Below are 17,810 nucleotides of genomic sequence, written 5' to 3'. Positions count from 1 at the left end.
ATCGCACCTTGACATAAAGCCTTCCTCCGGGTGTATCATATGCAGTGTTAAAGGAGGTAGACTATTATGTTTGAGACATTACAGGAGAAGACGGAAGAGAAAGCAATGGTACAGTTCCTTGAACGCTTTACAGATTATCCATTTCTGGTAAAGTTCAAGAATTCCGAGTATCACATCGGAGAGGGTGAACCTACATTTACGGTGAATTTTAAGAAAGCGATTCCTCTGGCGGATCTGATGAAGAGCACATCCCTTGCACTGGGTGAGGCGTATATGCGTGGGGATCTGGATATCGAGGGAAATCTTTATGAAGCGCTGGATCATTTTCTGGGTCAGATGGGGAAATTTTCTACCAATGAATCTGCTCTGAAAAAGATCATGTTCAGTTCAACATCAAAGAAGAACCAGGAAAAGGAAGTAACCAGCCATTATGATATTGGAAATGACTTTTATAAACTTTGGCTGGATGAGACTATGAGTTATTCCTGTGGGTATTTTATCCATGAGGATGATACGTTGTATCAGGCACAGGTAAATAAAGTTGATTATATTCTTAAAAAATTACATCTGGAAGAGGGTATGAGTCTTTTGGATATCGGCTGCGGCTGGGGCTTTCTGCTGATCGAGGCAGCTAAGAAATATAAGGTTCATGGTACCGGTATCACCTTAAGTCATGAACAGTATGCAGAATTTCAGAGACGGATCAAGGATCAGGGTCTGGAAGATTATCTTACGGTAGAGCTGATGGATTACCGTGATCTGCCGAAGAAGGAGTATCAGTTTGACCGTGTTGTCAGTGTCGGTATGCTGGAGCATGTTGGACGTGATAATTATCAGCTGTTTCTTGATTGTGTGGAAAAGGTTCTGAAGCCGGGCGGACTGTTTCTGCTTCACTTTATCAGTGCTCTGAAGGAGCATCCGGGTGATCCGTGGGTCAAGAAATATATTTTCCCGGGCGGAACTGTTCCGAGCTTACGTGAGATCCTGAACCATATGGCAGAGGACAATTTCCATACCCTGGATATCGAAAATCTCCGTCTGCATTACAATAAGACATTGCTTCACTGGGAAAAGAATTTCCGGGACAATATTGAAAAAGAAAAGACTATGTTTGACGAAGAGTTCCTGCGTATGTGGGATCTGTACCTGTCAGCATGTGCGGCAACCTTCCACAACGGAATTATCGATCTTCACCAGATTCTTATGACCAAGGGTGTGAATAATGATCTGCCGATGACACGCTGGTATTGATAAAAGCCTTTACAAACCTGCCGGAAAGGAATATCATACTTTTATAAAACTATTTATAAAAGCGTATAAGGGGTTTCGTATGGCAGAAAAAAAGAGTAATACCAGATCCAGGATCATCAGCTACGTAATGAATCATCAGAATGCGTCAAAGGTAGAAATCTCCAGGAACCTGAATATAAGTATGCCTACCGTGCTTTCCAATGTTAATGAACTGCTGGACAGAGGCGTACTTGTGGAAACGGGAGAATATGCTTCCACAGGAGGCAGAAAGGCAAAGAGCATAGGGATTAATCCTTCTTACCGATATGCTCTGGGAATCCGGATCACAGCAAATCACGTAGGTATGACGCTGGTGAATATGAGGGCCGAAATTGAGAAGATGGATCGTGTCAGAATGAAATTTTCTCCGGAAGCCTCGTACTGTGTGGAGCTGTCTGCACTGGTCAAAAAATTTCTGGAAGATATGGAAGCTCCGGATAAGCTTCTTGGGATTGGGATATCTATTCCCGGGATCATCAGCCGGGAGCAGCACATGGTTGTAAAATCCCATGCGCTTCAGATTGAAAATTACAGTCTCAGCTTTCTGGAGCAGTCCTTTTCCTGTCCGGTTTATTTTGAAAATGATGCCAATGCCGCTATGATGGCAGAGGATATCCATCAGTATCAGAATGCGATCTATCTTTCGCTGAATAATACACTGGGAGGTGCTTTCTGCATTGATGGAAAGCTGTTTACGGGACAAAATCAGAAAGCCGGAGAATTCGGACATATGATCCTTGTACCGGGCGGGCGCAAATGCTACTGTGGAAAAAAGGGATGTGCGGATGCGTATTGTGCGTCCAGCGCACTGACAGCCGGTAAATATGAATCTCTGGAATTGTTTATGGAAGCGCTCGCCAGTGGCAAGAGCGAGGCGAAGAAAAAATGGGAGGAGTATCTGGACAATCTGGCTGTGCTGATCTCCAATCTCCGCATGGCTTATGATATGGATATTATCCTTGGTGGAGAAGTCGGTGGATATCTTTCAGATTATATGCTGCCCCTTGGGGAAAAAGTGCTGGAATATAACGGCTTTGACCGTGATACCAGATATCTGAAAAATTGTACGTACCGGAAAGAGGCGTCTGCTGTGGGGGCTGCGAAGTATTTTTTTGACCGGATCGAGTAAGTTCCCTGTGCGCTTGCGAATAGCGATAGGCAGAGGGGAACTTTTGAACCTGACAGGTAAATTTATAACAGAATAAGGCAACAGAAACGAAGCCTGTGGATTCAGCATATGATTACAGAAATGCTGAATCCGCAGGCTTTGTTTTTTAACCGATAAACCGCGAAGGAGTTATTCGGTCATGAGCAAGTAGCGAAGCGTATTGCGAATATTCGCTTGACTATTCCGTTTACCGATAATTATGGAATGTGCATAAAAACAAAGCTGCAAACTTGTTCAATAAGCAGAATCATAGAAAACTATCTTGACAGATCAGGAGAAAAGAATAATAATGTAATTACTTTAATAAAATAATTAATAAAAGATGATATACAATAGAAAGAAATCAAAGGAGGAGAATAAGATGCTTCAGCAGGTAATGACAAATCCCGGAGAGATTATTTTCAGAGAGGTTCCGGTTCCGGAAGTGGGAGATGACCAGGTTCTGGTTAAGATCATGAACATTGGTATCTGCGGATCAGATATCCACGTATATCACGGTAAGCATCCTTTTACAAAATATCCGGTAACACAGGGACACGAAGTATCCGGTGAGATCACGGTACTTGGAAAGAATGTGACAGATTTTAAGGTTGGCCAGAAAGTAACCATCGAGCCTCAGGTATACTGCGGACATTGCTATCCGTGCCGCCATGGAAAATATAATCTCTGCGAGGAACTGAAGGTTATGGGCTTTCAGACAACAGGAACAGCTTCTGAATTCTTTGCAGTAGATGCATCTAAGGTAACACCGATTCCGGAGGAGATGTCTTACGAGGAAGGTGCAATGATCGAGCCGCTGGCAGTTGCAGTCCATGCAGTGAAGCAGATGGGCGATGTAAAAGGGATGAACATCACAGTGATCGGTGCAGGTCCCATCGGAAACCTTGTCGCGCAGACAGCCAAAGGAATGGGGGCAGCCAGGGTTATGATCACGGATGTCAGTGACCTTCGTCTTGCAAAAGCAAAAGAGTGCGGCATTGATATCTGTGTAAACACAAAGGAGAAAAATTTCGGAGAGGCACTGGTAGAGGCGTTTGGTCCGGATAAGGCAGATGTGATCTATGACTGTGCCGGAAATAACATCACCATGGGACAGGCCATCCAGTATGCGAGAAAAGGCAGCGTGATCGTACTGGTAGCGGTATTTGCAGATATGGCAACCGTTGACCTTGCTGTTGCCAATGACCATGAGCTGGATATCAAGAGTACTATGATGTACCGTCATGATGATTATGTAGATGCCATTGATCTTGTAAATGCGGGAAAGGTTCATTTAAAGCCGCTGATCTCAAAGACATTTAAGTTCGCAGATTATCTGAAGGCTTATCAGTATATTGATGAGAACCGTGAGACAACCATGAAGGTTATCATCAATGTGCAGGAGAAATAATTTCTGAAGTTTATAAGTGATATAAGAAAAACTCCCGGATGTTTGGCTGTCCGGGAGTTTTCAGATGGTGGCGGTGTCAGATTATGGGAGAATTTTTGGAACAGTTTTGAGTGATTTATTTATTGATGTGTGGTATGGTTATTATATCTTATAGGATTCTTGTCTGTATGGACATTCTGAAAGCTTCGTATTCTGGAGCGTTTTCCATTTTAAGTTCCTGTAGAGCTTGTAAAAATACGTTTTATGGGGTTTTTATGTTTTGATAATGTGGTATAATTTGTATATACCGGTGAGAGTGATCAATCGTTTGTTTTTGGATGGACGGTCGGATGAAGTGCAGCGTGTGATGACGGATGTAAAATGGCGTCAGAAGCTGTATGATGAGTATGAACTGTAACAAGTGATATGAGTATGACGAGGAGAAAATAGCATGGAGAATATTTTTCACAGAGTAAGTATCCGTAAATATGAAGATAAACCCGTAGAGAAGGAAAAGATCCTTCAGATCCTGAAAGCGGGTATGCAGGCGCCAAGCGCATGTAATCAGCAGCCGTGGGAATTTTATGTTGTGACAGATAAGGAGAAGATCCTGGAGCTTTCCAAAGCCACTCCCTATTCAGGATGTGCAGCAGGTGCACCGGTTGTGATCGTTCCGGTATATCGGAAAGAGGGACTGCCTGTTCAGGATATGGCACAGATCGATATGTCTATCGCACAGGAGAATATCTGGCTGGAAACGGATGCACTGGGACTTGGCGGCGTGTGGATCGGAATTGCACCGCTTAAGGATCGTATGGCGTTGGTCCATGATATTCTGAAGCTTCCGGAGAATGTGGAGGTATTTTCTCTTTTTGCCCTGGGGTACCCGGCAGAGAGCAGAAAGCAGCAGGATCGTTTTGATAAGAGCAGGATCCACTTTGTAGAATAAAAAAAGCCTTCTTTGAGGAAGATAACATCCGGAAACAGAAGAAGTCTGAATGTAGTGAAAAATACCAATAAATCCTCTGAAAATTTGTGCAGAACGCATTTTGCATGACCGGGATTTTTACGATAAAATGTAAGTATAAGAACTGAAAAACTGCATTAAATGAAAGAGGTGAAGGGTATGAAGGAATATGAGATCATTATTGAAACCATTAATCCCTGCGGCGGCGATCGTCATTCTCAGCAGGAGATCATTGAAGCAAATATCGAGAGCCCGGAAGCGTTCGTAAAAGAAAAAGGAAGATTTCCGATCATTGATAAGATCGAGAATCCCGATGGCGGAGTCGTGATCGTAACCGGTGACGGAAAAGGATACATGGTAAGATATACATTTTCTGAATAATGGATAATGCGGCGTATGTGACGGAAAACGGATCGTAAAGCAGAGCTGGGATCAGATCTGGCTTCGTTACATACGCCGTGTTTTGGCTTTTACCTAAAAAATGCATAAAAAAACATATGCAAATTTATAAAATATATATAAATTATTTATTGAATTTTTATAAAAAAAGGAGTAAAACATTAGATAAATAAAAAAGAGAAATGCATGGAACAGGACAGATCACAAGAAGCAGACCGGATCACAGAGAGCCGCAGCTGGTGAGAAGCGGCAGAAGGTATTTTGTGATATCACCTGGGAGCATCCCGCTGAATAGAAAGGTTAAGTAAGCAGGGACGTAGTCTTCACGTTACAGAAGAGGCTGTTTGAAGAGACAGCATTAAGTGGTTGTATTTAGTGATAAATATGAGAATACAGAGTGGTACCACGGAACATTCCGCCTTTGTTATCCGAAAGGATAGCAGGGGCTTTTTTAATATATAAAAATACAAAGGAAAGAGAGTTGATATTATGAACGGAATAACAATGATGATCATAGCCATTGTAGTTCTCGGAGGCGCATATCTTCTGTATGGCCGTTATCTCCAGAATAAATGGGGCATTGATCCGAAAGCAAAAACTCCGGCATACGAAATGGAGGACGGAGTTGATTATGTACCGGCTGATACAAATGTAGTATTTGGACATCAGTTTGCATCCATAGCAGGTGCAGGTCCCATCAACGGACCGATCCAGGCCGCAATTTTCGGCTGGCTGCCGGTTCTGTTATGGATCCTCATCGGTGGTGTATTTTTCGGAGCTGTGCAGGATTTTGCATCCATGTATGCATCCGTAAAGAATAAAGGACGTACTATCGGATATATCATCGAAGCGTATATCGGAAAGCTTGGAAAAAAATTATTTCTTTTATTCTGCTGGCTGTTCTGTATTCTGGTCGTTGCCGCATTTGCAGATGTTGTAGCAGGAACCTTTAACGGATTTGCCGTAAATGATGCAGGAACAGTTACAAAGGTGGCGGCAAACGGAGCTGTTGCAACCACTTCCATGTTATTTATATTTGAGGCTGTTGCACTTGGATTTTTCCTTAAATATACAAAATTCAACAAATGGGTCAACACTGCAGTCGCAATTTTACTGCTGGTAGCAGCAATTGTGCTGGGACTTAATTTCCCCATGTATGTAAGTCTTGGAACCTGGCATATCATCATTTTTGTATACATCCTGATCGCCAGTGTCGCTCCTGTATGGGCGCTGCTTCAGCCACGTGATTATCTGAACAGCTATCTGCTCATTTTCATGATCGTCGGTGCGGTTATCGGTGTATTTGTAGCCAATCCTTCCTGTAACCTGAAGGCATTTACAAGCTTTAACGTAGACGGACAGTATATGTTCCCGATCCTGTTTGTAACCATCGCCTGCGGTGCTGTTTCCGGCTTCCATTCACTGGTATCTTCCGGTACTGCATCCAAGCAGATCAAAAATGAGAAAAACATGCTTCCTGTTTCCTTTGGAGCAATGCTGATGGAAAGTATGCTTGCCATCATCGCACTGATCGCAGTTGCATCCTTTGCAGATGGTGAAGCAGCAGCACAGGGACTTACAACACAGCCGCAGATTTTTGCAGGTGCTATCGCAAACTTCCTTTCTGTAGTTGGCCTTCCGCATTCACTGGTATTTACTCTGATCAACCTTGCTGTATCCGCATTTGCACTGACCTCTCTTGATTCTGTAGCCAGAGTCGGACGTCTGTCATTCCAGGAATTTTTCCTTGATTCTGATACAGATGAGGAAAACATGAGCCCGTTCCTGAAGGTAGTAACAAATAAATATTTCGCAACAGTCATTACACTGGTACTTGCCTACATGCTTACAAAGGTCGGCTATGCTGAGATCTGGCCGCTGTTCGGCTCCGCAAACCAGCTGTTATCTGTACTCGCTCTTGTAGCCTGTGCAGTATTCTTAAAGAAAACAAAACGTCAGGGCTGCATGCTCTGGATCCCGATGGTATTCATGATGGCAGTTACCTTCACAGCACTTGGCATGACCATCACAAAGCTTTCAAAGGCACTGGTAACAACAGGGCTGGATCTTGGAAACACCTTACAGCTTGTATTTGCAGTATTACTGCTGATCCTTGGTGTACTGGTAGCGATCCAGGGCGTGAAGAAACTGCTTGAGAAGACAGATGATAAAAAAGCAACAGCATAATATTATCGGATAAGATTACGTATTTTTGTTTGGCTTAAGAAGCATAAAAAGGTGCTGATCGTACGGATGGATTTGTTAGTGTATTGCAGCAATTCTTTACCTTCCTCCAGCTTGCAGCGTAAAATAAATGCGCTGACAGAAAAACCGAGTGTTTTTTTAAATAATCAGGAAATGATGGCTGTGATGATGGAAGGAATGCCGCTTCGTCAGTTGTTAAGCTTCGTTCCCGGAATTAAAAGAGAAATGCTGGAACAGATGGTTGGTGCTTTAAACGAAGGCGTTGCATATAATAAAAAAAATGTATCAATGGAAATGAAAGCCTTATGCCAGACCAGAAATTAGAGAATCTACTTAATCTTGCCATGAATGCCCTGCCGCAGGAACGGGCAAAATCGGAAAATCTGAATGTGGGGTATGATCCCACCACCAGGCTGTGGGATGTGATCGTGAAGTACAGCGGCTTGGAAAGCGGACTTGGTGGTGAGAGGATCCAGGTGGTCCCACTGCTTGGCGGCTATGCAGTAGTGACATTGCCGGAAACGGAAATTGCTACATACTCAGTCAGAGAGCAGATCGAGTTTATAGAAAAGCCCAAGAGACTTTATTTTGAGACCTTTGAAGAGAGGGAGGCAAGTTGTATTTTGCCGGTGCAGAATGGAGCCGATGGTTTAACCGGTAAGGGGACTTTGGTGGGTATTGTGGATTCCGGGGTGGACTATTTTCATCCGGATTTCAGAAATGAGGATGGAAGTACCCGGATCCTGCGACTGTGGGATCAGAGTGTAGCTGGAAACCCACCGGAAAACTATGTATCAGGAACTGAATATACGAAAGAAGAAATTGATGAGGCGCTTACACTCGGGGAAACCGAAGGCAGGCGCCTTGTTCCGTCTGGGGATTTCAGCGGACATGGAACAGCAGTTCTTGGAATAGCAGCAGGAAATGGGAGAGCATCGGAGGGAGTGAATCGAGGCGTTGCGTATAGAAGTGATCTTCTGGTGGTAAAGATGGGAAATCCACGGGAAAATTCATTTCCGCGGACAACGGAGCTGATGGAGGGTATTGATTACCTGATACGGCAGGCAGTGAAGATGAGAAAACCGATCGTTATAAACGTCAGCTTCGGGAATAATTATGGTTCTCACAGAGGGGATTCTCTTCTGGAAAACTATATTGATACAGTTGCGGCCATGGGGCGGACTGTGATTGTTACAGGAACCGGAAATAACGGCAGCCAGCCCTGGCATGCAGGAGGAATCCTGCAGCAGGGGAAAACAGAAGAGATACAGTTGGCGGTGGGAGCTTTTGAGCCCACATTAAATGTACAGTTATGGAAGGATTATGAAGATGAGATGGAAATTTATCTGGAAAGTCCGTCCGGAGAACGGATCGGTCCATTATATGAAAGGCTGGGGCCACAGCGGCATCTGCTGGAAAATACAGAACTTCTGATCTATTATGGAAAACCAGGTCCCTATCAGCTGTCCCAGGAAATCTACATAGATTTCATTCCTGAGGGTAATTATGTGGACAGCGGTGTCTGGAAAGTTCTTTTAAGTGGAAAACGTGTGCGCTCCGGACAGTATTTCCTCTGGCTGCCGGGTGGAAATGTACTGAATCGCGGAACCGGGTTTTATTCTCCGCGGGCTGTGGGAACTTTGACGATTCCTTCCACTGCCGGAAAAGTTATTTCTGTTGGAGCTTATGATTCCAGACAGAATGCCTACGCAGATTTTTCCGGAAGGGGAAGTCAGTTCCTGCCGATCCGGAAGCCTGACCTTGCAGCTCCCGGTGTATTCATCTCCGCCCCGGTTCCCGGCGGAGGCTACGCCACTGTCACCGGAACCTCCTTTGCGGCACCCTTTGTCAGCGGAAGCGCAGCTCTGCTTATGGAATGGGGGATCGTGAAAGGAAATGATCCGTTTCTTTATGGGGAAAAGGTGAAGGCGTATCTGAGGAAAGGCGCACAGAGTGTGGGCGGATATGAGGAATATCCGAATGTGGAGGTGGGATGGGGACGGTTGTGTCTGGCAGAGAGTATCCCATACGGCATATCCTGAACATATAGAAACGGACAGGATTTTCAGATACGAACCTTATGATCCTGACATTGATATGAAGATGAATTCAGTTACTGTCAGAGATGCTAGTGCAAATGGCGAAGCATTCACGCATAATGTAGATAAACAAAAACACAAATATAAAAAGAAGGAGGATTGGGTATGGGATTATTTGATAAGAAGATCTGTGATATCTGCGGAGAGAAAATAGGTTTATTAGGCAACAGAAAACTGGATGACGGAAATCTGTGTAAGGATTGTGCAAAAAAATTGTCACCATGGTTTGAAGACCGGCGGCACAGTACGGTAGAGGATATAAAACGTCAACTGGAATATCGTGAAAAAAACAAAAAAGCCGTAATGGATTTTTGTATAACACGTCAGATCAATACCAGAAATTACAATGTTTTTATTGATGATAATAAGGGGAATTTTACTGTTGCACGGAAGCTGGATGTCAATGAAAATCCGGATATAGTTCCTTTATCCGCTGTTGTGCAGTGCAGAGTTGATGTAGAGCGACAGCAGAACGAGGAAACATATACAACAAAGGATGGAGAAACCGTAAGCTATCAGCCACCGGTATATAAGTATGAATTTGATTATACTATGCGTATTAAGGTAAAAAATCCATGGTTTGATGATATGGATTTTCGTTTGAATACTTTTTCCATAAGCAGCGATAACAGAGGTGAATTGATGGAAGTGGAGCAGACAGGTCATCAGATCATAGCCGCCCTGACACCAAATGCGGTTGGAATGCAGCAGCCCGGGATGAACATGAACAGCGGAATGCAGCAGCCCGGCGGTTTGTGGAAATGTCAGTGCGGTGCAGAGAATACCGGAAGGTTTTGCGAATACTGTGGCCAGCCAAGACCATTTTGAGTGATGATAGACAGAGTGGACAGAATTGTTCACTCTGTTTGTGATAACAGGGGTTGAGAATGGATGGTTTCTCTGAAAACTATATAATAAAAGAGAGTTTTATAGTATACTTATCACAGAGGTGTATTAATGAGAGAGGAATTTTCATGACATACAATAAAAAAAGGGCACTGTCGTATGGAGGAATCCTGATAAGTGTATTTCTGGCGTATTTCTGCAGGCTGGTAAGACCGGAAAATATTTTTATGAGAAATTTCGCAGATCAGTGTCGTAACTGTATTTATCTGGGAATATATTGTGCCTGGGTGATTTATCTGGAAAAGCATGTAGTGCATAGAAAAACGCGCAGATGTCTGACTGCAATTGGCTGTCTGATGGTCTTCTGGTTTTTTGTACGGACAGTAAAATTTCATATTTTTCATGATCCGCTTGGAGAACATATCTGCTGGTATCTGTATTATATCCCGATGATCCTGATCCCGGTCCTTGGACTGGCAGCAGCGATGTTTCTAGGGGAAAAGGATGGAGAGAAAACAGTCAGAAAAATTATTGCCTTGCTTGCTTTTGCGGTGGTTTTGATCATCAGTGTTTTTACAAATGATCTGCATCAGCTGGTGTTTCGGTTTTCCGGGCGACCGCCGTTTTCGGATAGAGATTACAGCTATGGTATTCTTTTTATAGTGATCCAGGGATGGATCATATTTTGCCTGATATGGATGGAAATTATACTGATCAGAAAAAGCAGGATTCCGGGAAGAAAGCAATTTTGGCTGCCGGTTATTCCGGGAATATTGCTTCTGGGATGGAATATCGGGAATTTACTCCGTCTGCCTCTGATCAAAACAATTGCCGGAGATATGACAGCGGTATGCTGTCTTTTGATGGCGGCAATTTACCAGGGATGTATATTATGCGGCCTGATACAGACGAACAATCGATATTTTGAATTATTCCAGACCTCCGGAGGACTGGATGCAGAGATTACGGATGATTCCTTTCAGCGTTATTATCATTCCGGTGATTTTCCTGAGCTGTCACCGGAACTGCGTAAAATTGTAATAAATAGATCAGCTGTACAGGAACAGGGAATCCGGATCAACCATATTCCTATAAGAGGAGGACATTTGTTCTGGTCAGAAGATATTTCGGTGCTTCTGGATCAGTATCAGGATATCCGGGAACAGCAGGAGGAGCTGACTGCCAGAAATCGTCTGCTGCAGAAAACCTATCAGAAAGAAGCTGAGCGGAGAAAAACAGAAGAACAGAACCGACTGCTGAACATGATACAGAATCAGACAGCCGGGCAGCTGGAATTGCTGTCACAGCTGATGGATGAGCTGGAAAGAACGGAGTCAAGGGAACACTATGACTGGATCCTGGGAAAGATCGTGGTTGTTGGTACATATTTAAAAAGAAGAAAAAATCTGGTATTGACACAATATGCATCAGACGGAAATCTGCTTACAATGGAGGATCTCAGACAGAGTCTTGCGGAATCCTGTGACAGCTTAAAATTATGTAAGATCCGGGCAGCTTATTATGTCGAAAATGGTGAAGTGCAGTTGAATGCAGATGATATACTAAAATGCTATGATACCTTTGAATGGCTTGTGGAACGATTGTTTGATACAATGCAGTCTGTTTTTTACCGTGTGTCGCAGATCGATGATGCTTTGCGGATCTCGGTTCATATTGTAGCAGAAGCAGATCTTCGGGGATTAATGTCAGAAAGACCGGAATTAAATGTGCAGCAGGAAGATGAAAACGAATGGTTTATCGGATGTATCGTATTCAGAAAGAGAGGCGGAAGATGACTGATTTTGCGGAATGCAGTATGGCAATGCAGGATTTTCTGATGATCCTTCTTGAAATCTGCCTGATTCAGGAATTGATCCTTCTGTTGATCAGGATAACCTGTTTTTACGGGAAAAAGAAAATTATAACAGCAGTGACTGTTTTTGCAGTTTCTTTTATGCTTATGGGGTTCCTGATGAATGATCACAGATATTGCCAGGGGGAAAGCGCATATCAGCTAATGCTCCGGATGTGTCCGGTCAGTGTTTTGATGGCAGCGATGGTGGTATTGTTGCTTTATCTTTGCTGGGCAATCTGGAGAGAGAGACGCAGATATCATCATTCTCTGTCTTACTGGTCTGTGAATGAAGCTGTTGATGATGTTCCCTGTGGGGTGTGTTTTTCGGATCCTCTTGGAAGGATCGTTTTATGCAACACCAAGATGCATGAACTGAGCAGGATAATGACAGGCTCCTATCTGCAGGATTATGAGGCATTGCGGAAAGTAATAAATGGAGGATCCGAAGCAGAGGGACTTCGCAGATTAAACAGTGACAGTAATGTATTTTATTTTCCGGATGATTCCGTCTGGATGTTTCAGGAATATCGTCTGCAGGAGCCGGATTGTGCAGGATATCTGCAGACAGTGGCAGTTAATGTATCAGAAATTTATTACAATGGTGAAAAGATCAGAGCAAATAATGAAAAGCTGGAAATCCTGAATCATAAGCTGGAGGAAATGTATGAAAAAATCGGAGATAAAATAAGAGAGCAGGAGACACTTGCCATGAAAATGCAGGTTCATGACAATTTTGGCCGAAGCCTTCTGTCAATACGCAGGATATTGGAAAGAAAAGAAAATCAGGATAAAATGGATGAACAGCTATCTGCACTAAAGCATCTGGTCTATATTCTTACAGATTCTTCTGTTGAGAATATGGAAGAATTATGCGCGGATACGATCAGGCATGCAGAAGAGCTTGGAATTTATGTTCAGATCAGCGGGAATTTCCCTCAGCATCCCTCCTACAGGCTGCTGACAGACAGAGCGATCCGTGAATGTGTGACAAATTGTGCCAGACATGCCCATGGAAGTACAGTTCTGGTGAAGATAGAAAAAGGTGCAAATGAATACAGCATCCGGATAACGAATGATGGAGATGCACCTGAAAAAAATGCAGAAGAAGGTGGTGGTCTGTCTGCACTGAGAAAAGCTGCGGAGTCAGAGAAATGTATTATGCAGGTTTCTTTTTCGCCGGAGTTTTGTCTGGTGTTGAAAATGCCACTGACAGAAAGGATGGGAGTCTATGGTACGGATACTGGTAGTAGAAGATCAGAGGATCATGCAGAAGTATTTTGAAAGTATTATTATGCGGGAACCGGAATTCCGATATGTCCAGACAGTTTCGGATGCCTGTGAAGCTGTAAAGATCTGCTCTTACTCGACAATTGATCTTGTGCTTATGGATGTGCAGACATTTCATAATCATGATGGGCTGAGTGCCGGAAAGATCATCAGGGAAAAATATCCATATACAAAGGTATTGGTTGTTACTTCGCTGATTGATCCCAAGGTGCTGGAAAGAGCAAAGAGCGGATGTGCAGACAGTCTATGGTATAAGGATCACGGTGAAGAGGAAATACGGAGTGTGATCTACAGAACGTTGAATGGGGAGCATGTATTTCCGGATGTGGCACCGGAGGTGGAACTTAACTGGATCACAAGCGGTGATATCAGTCCCAGACAGCTGGAGATGCTGCGCCTGTATATTCACGGGATGTCATATTCCGAGATCGCAAGGAAAATGGACTGTTCTGCTTCTGGGGTGAGATGGAATTTTCAGGAAATGATCGCCAAGGCGGGATACAGCTGCAAAGAGGATCTGATAGCAGCTGCACTGGAAAGTAAACTGATCGTAACCACACTGAAATAGAAGATCCACAGAATGCAGAAACATATTCGGACAGAGGGAGTTTGGCGTGAGCTGACGGAGCATTCACAAATATAGCATAAGATTTTGAATAATAGGAAAGAGGAAACAGACATGAGCGATTTTTTGACAGAAAAAAATAAAAAAACAGGAATACTTGGGAAACTGAAATGGGTTCTTTGTGGCTTTTTTATACTTTTTTCCCTGGGAGCTATTGGCGCATCGGAGAAGTATATTGGTGAAGGGCGCTGGGGAATGGCAGCAACAGAGATCATACTTGGATTGCTGTTTCTGTATCCAACCTTCCGGGAAATTCAAAAAGCATTAAAGAAGAAAAAAGCTGGAGAAATTGCCTGCTGGTTTGAATCCTATGCCCAGAATACCGTCTCATTTGAAAAGCTTGAGCAGGAACTGGGAAAAGGTGCAGTGAAAAAGCTGGAAAAATTTATTGCGGGGGGATATATCCGGAATATCCAGATAGACAGAGAAGGAAATTATATTATGATCACTGCACCGAACAGACGCGTAAATGAGAAGATCTATATTACAGTTACCTGCCCCAGCTGCGGTGCAAAGAATCAGGTAATAAAAGGTCGTCTGAGCACCTGTGAATATTGCGGACAGCGTCTTACCCCATGACAAAAGACACCTTTCGGATCTGCCCTGTTAAAGATAAAATCCTTGTGCAATATGTTCAATGCATAAAAAGGATATTTTATAAACAAAATTATATAAGTTGCATATAACTAACGCATGCAGCATAACAGAAGTTGTACAAATATCCGTACATCCATAGACGATTGGGATGAAATCATAGAATAAATTTATAAAAATAGCTAATAAAACTGGATAATATGTTCAAATTATGGTACATTTATTGTAGCAGTCAGAGGAAATACTGCGGCCTTTTTGGGAACCGGGATTTTCGAAGGGCTGAACAAATAACAAAGAACTTATTTATTTGGTTTTATTGTTTCTTTCCTGGGAGTGCAGAGAAGGAGGGAACGGATAAGAGCAGATAATCATAAGGATATAATCTTTATAAGGAAGGTGAGCAATTGGAAAACTATACTAAGTACAAGCTGAAAAGCAGTGATGAGCTTGCATCAGTGCTGAACGGCAGGGACAATCTGTTTGTAATCGCCTGTAACAAGTGTTTCAAGGAATTTGAGACCGTTGACGAACCGGATTGCGAGGAATTCCTGAAATTTGCTGCGGAGCAGGGAAAAACCGTCACAGGCAGTGCGAAATTCGATTTTCTGTGCAACAAGATGCACACAGAAAGAAAATTACAGGATCTGCTGCCGGAAGGTACAGAGAATGTAGTTGTGATCTCCTGTGGTCTTGGTATCCAGACTGTTGCAGATCTGACCGGTAAGCCGGTGATCGCAGCAAGTAATACCCTTAACTACAGAGGCCATCACGGCATGGCACTTACCAAAAAGAGCTGTGATGCATGTGCACAGTGCTATCTGAACATTACCGGAGGCGTCTGTCCTATCGTCGACTGTTCCAAGAGTCTTGTGAACGGACAGTGTGGCGGAGCAAAGAACGGAAAATGTGAAGTGGATCCTAACAAGGACTGCGCATGGGAGAAGATCTACCAGAGACTGGCAAAACAGGGTCGTCTGGAAGAGTTCCTGAACCAGCCGGTACAGGTACGTGATTACTCCAAGGTTAACTTTAAGGTGATCAATGATTACGTGAAGTCTATCAGAGAGGACAGACTGAACGGATACTATGGTGGCGTTCATCCGTCAGAGCATAAGGAATTCAGCGAGCATATCGATCTGAAGAAATTCCCGGATCCGAAGACGGTTGTGATCTCCATGTCCCAGCATCTTGGTGCACCTGCCAACCCGATCGTGGAAGTAGGCGACACAGTAAAGGTTGGACAGAAGATCGGAGAAGCTGCCGGATTTATCAGCGCACCGGTACATTCCAGTGTAAGCGGAACCGTAGTTGCTGTTGAGCCACGTATGCATGGTACAAGAGGCAGTGAGGTGATGGCAGTTGTCATCGAATCCGACGGAAAAAATACTCTGCACGAATCCGTACAGCCACATAAAGCCCTGGACGAACTTACACCGGATGAGATCATTGAGATCGTAAAAGATGCCGGAATCGTTGGTATGGGTGGTGCAGGCTTCCCGACCTGTGTCAAACTGAAACCTGCGAAGCCGGTTGATACCATTCTTCTCAACGGATGTGAGTGTGAGCCATATTTAACAGCAGACCATAAGGTTCTCCTTGAGTTTGCTGATGATATTATTTTCGGTCTGAAAGCGATCCTTAAGACAACAGGTGCTGAGAAGGGCATCATTGTCATCGAGGATAACAAGCAGGATGCGATCGAATTAATGCAGGAAAAGGTTGCCGATATCGGAAATATGGAAGTTTTTGTTGCAAGAACCAAATACCCGCAGGGTGCTGAGAAAACTCTCATCAAGCGCGTCATGGACAGAAAGGTTCCAAGCGGCGGTCTTCCGGCAGATGTTGGCGTTATCGTAGATAATATCAGTACTGTAAAAGCAATCTCCGATGCGATCCAGAAGGGTATGCCGCTGATCGAGCGTGTTGCAACCGTAACAGGCGAGAAGATCAAGAATCCTGGCAACTTTATCATCAAGATCGGTACCAGCGTAAAAGAGCTGATCGATTACTGCGGTGGATTTACAGATGACGATGTTCTGGTCAAGATGGGCGGACCTATGATGGGATTCCCTCTGAACACTCTGGAGGTACCTATGATGAAGGGCTCCAACGGTATCATCGCCATTGATACAGATGAGACCAAAGAGCAGCCATGTATCAAGTGCGGACGCTGTGTGGACGTATGTCCGATGGAACTTTCTCCTCTGTATTTCGTAAAATATGCGAAAGAAGAGAACTGGCAGGGCATGAAGGACATGAATGTCATGGACTGTGTTGAGTGCAGATGCTGTCAGTATATCTGTTCTTCCAAGATTCCGATCATTAACAGTATCAAAGCCGGAAAAAATGCAGTAAGGGGGATGAAGTGATATGTTGATTACCCAGTTAAAAGCAAAAGAAACTATCGTATCACTGGCAGCCGGAAAGAAAGTTTTTATCATCAACTGCCATGGATGCAAGGAAGTTCGTTTTCCGGAAAAAGAAGCTGTTGAACTTCAGAAGGAGCTTTCCGCTGAAGGAAATGTGACAGGGATCATGACAACGGATTATATCTGTAATCCGGAAAATATGCAGTTACGTCTTCAGAAACACATGGATAAGATCAGGGAAGCGGATCTGGTCCTGGTATTCTCCTGTGGTGTTGGTGTACAGACCATCGCAGAATATCTGGAAGACAAGATGGTATGCGCAGCCTGCGATACATACCCGGTACCTGGTTTCCAGGGTGTAACACCGTTAGAATATAAATGTGACCAGTGTGGTGAGTGTTATCTGAACCTTACCGGCGGGATCTGCCCGATCACAGCATGCTCCAAGAGTCTTGTCAACGGCCAGTGCGGCGGTTCCAAGAATGGTAAATGCGAAGTGGACAGTGACATGGAGTGTGGATGGGAGCGCATCTACAGACGTCTGAAAGAAATCGGACGCCTTGACGCACTGAAATGCCCGACACAGATCCATAATTTCGCTACAGATGATGAAGTGAAATAATAAGCAAAGATTTATTAAGAAGCCAAATTAAATTATGATACGGTTCATCGGAAATATTCCGCAATGTATGCAGCAGAGCAGGTGGACCGTACCCCAAATTTTAAATGATTGGAGC

The 17,810-nt window shown here is 43.8% G+C and carries 15 protein-coding genes; all 15 read left to right on the top strand.

Annotation, left to right across the window (positions count from 1 at the left end; genetic code table 11):
- The first annotated feature begins 66 nt into the window (after nucleotides 1–66).
- The 15 genes from ACTNDQ_RS09255 (at nucleotide 67) to ACTNDQ_RS09185 (ending at nucleotide 17,695) form a co-directional block, all read left to right on the top strand.
- Nucleotides 67–1,251: an SAM-dependent methyltransferase gene (locus tag ACTNDQ_RS09255; RefSeq protein WP_015526215.1), complete on the top strand. Its 1,185-nt coding sequence runs from the start codon at nucleotides 67–69 to the stop codon at nucleotides 1,249–1,251.
- Nucleotides 1,252–1,330: 79 nt separating this feature from the next.
- Nucleotides 1,331–2,419 carry an ROK family transcriptional regulator gene (locus ACTNDQ_RS09250; protein ID WP_441064436.1) on the top strand — a complete coding sequence of 363 codons (1,089 nt, stop codon included), beginning with the start codon at nucleotides 1,331–1,333 and terminating at the stop codon, nucleotides 2,417–2,419.
- Nucleotides 2,420–2,819: 400 nt separating this feature from the next.
- Entirely contained in the window at nucleotides 2,820–3,848 is a 1,029-nt protein-coding gene (locus ACTNDQ_RS09245) for a zinc-dependent alcohol dehydrogenase (RefSeq protein WP_278796458.1), read from the top strand.
- A 430-nt stretch (nucleotides 3,849–4,278) separates the two neighbouring features.
- Nucleotides 4,279–4,776 carry a nitroreductase family protein gene (locus ACTNDQ_RS09240; protein WP_114001788.1) on the top strand — a complete coding sequence of 166 codons (498 nt, stop codon included), beginning with the start codon at nucleotides 4,279–4,281 and terminating at the stop codon, nucleotides 4,774–4,776.
- Nucleotides 4,777–4,953: 177 nt separating this feature from the next.
- Entirely contained in the window at nucleotides 4,954–5,175 is a 222-nt protein-coding gene (locus ACTNDQ_RS09235; RefSeq protein WP_059086708.1) for a hypothetical protein, read from the top strand.
- 507 nt (nucleotides 5,176–5,682) lie between these two features.
- Entirely contained in the window at nucleotides 5,683–7,380 is a 1,698-nt protein-coding gene (locus ACTNDQ_RS09230; RefSeq protein ID WP_022426195.1) for a carbon starvation CstA family protein, read from the top strand.
- 66 nt (nucleotides 7,381–7,446) lie between these two features.
- A complete protein-coding gene (locus tag ACTNDQ_RS09225; protein ID WP_441064435.1) occupies nucleotides 7,447–7,722 on the top strand; it encodes a hypothetical protein in 276 nt (91 codons plus the stop codon).
- Nucleotides 7,704–9,440: a S8 family peptidase gene (locus ACTNDQ_RS09220; protein ID WP_441064434.1), complete on the top strand. Its 1,737-nt coding sequence runs from the start codon at nucleotides 7,704–7,706 to the stop codon at nucleotides 9,438–9,440. The genes ACTNDQ_RS09225 and ACTNDQ_RS09220 overlap by 19 nt, the downstream gene beginning before the upstream one ends.
- 162 nt (nucleotides 9,441–9,602) lie before the next feature.
- On the top strand, nucleotides 9,603–10,325 hold the full coding sequence (locus ACTNDQ_RS09215; RefSeq protein ID WP_320811034.1) for a DUF4428 domain-containing protein: 723 nt from the start codon (nucleotides 9,603–9,605) through the stop codon (nucleotides 10,323–10,325).
- A 146-nt stretch (nucleotides 10,326–10,471) separates the two neighbouring features.
- The gene (locus tag ACTNDQ_RS09210) at nucleotides 10,472–12,139 is read left to right on the top strand and encodes a histidine kinase N-terminal 7TM domain-containing protein (RefSeq protein ID WP_441064433.1); all 1,668 of its coding nucleotides are present in this window, start codon (nucleotides 10,472–10,474) and stop codon (nucleotides 12,137–12,139) included.
- Nucleotides 12,136–13,479, top strand: coding sequence for an ATP-binding protein (locus tag ACTNDQ_RS09205; RefSeq protein WP_278796463.1), 1,344 nt, complete (start codon nucleotides 12,136–12,138; stop codon nucleotides 13,477–13,479). Before ACTNDQ_RS09210 ends, ACTNDQ_RS09205 begins: the two co-directional genes overlap by 4 nt.
- Nucleotides 13,427–14,053, top strand: coding sequence for a response regulator (locus ACTNDQ_RS09200; RefSeq protein ID WP_278796464.1), 627 nt, complete (start codon nucleotides 13,427–13,429; stop codon nucleotides 14,051–14,053). Before ACTNDQ_RS09205 ends, ACTNDQ_RS09200 begins: the two co-directional genes overlap by 53 nt.
- A 111-nt stretch (nucleotides 14,054–14,164) precedes the next feature.
- Entirely contained in the window at nucleotides 14,165–14,689 is a 525-nt protein-coding gene (locus ACTNDQ_RS09195) for a hypothetical protein (protein WP_114001781.1), read from the top strand.
- A gap of 419 nt (nucleotides 14,690–15,108) precedes the next feature.
- On the top strand, nucleotides 15,109–17,073 hold the full coding sequence (gene rsxC, locus ACTNDQ_RS09190; protein WP_278796465.1) for an electron transport complex subunit RsxC: 1,965 nt from the start codon (nucleotides 15,109–15,111) through the stop codon (nucleotides 17,071–17,073).
- Between the two features lies 1 nt (nucleotide 17,074).
- Nucleotides 17,075–17,695: a methylenetetrahydrofolate reductase C-terminal domain-containing protein gene (locus tag ACTNDQ_RS09185; RefSeq protein WP_021976351.1), complete on the top strand. Its 621-nt coding sequence runs from the start codon at nucleotides 17,075–17,077 to the stop codon at nucleotides 17,693–17,695.
- The last annotated feature ends 115 nt before the right edge of the window (nucleotides 17,696–17,810 follow it).

This window comes from Blautia massiliensis (ex Liu et al. 2021) (genome assembly GCF_052064225.1).
Lineage (GTDB): Bacteria > Bacillota > Clostridia > Lachnospirales > Lachnospiraceae > Blautia_A > Blautia_A fusiformis.
This window is presented reverse-complemented; position numbering and strand designations above follow the sequence as displayed.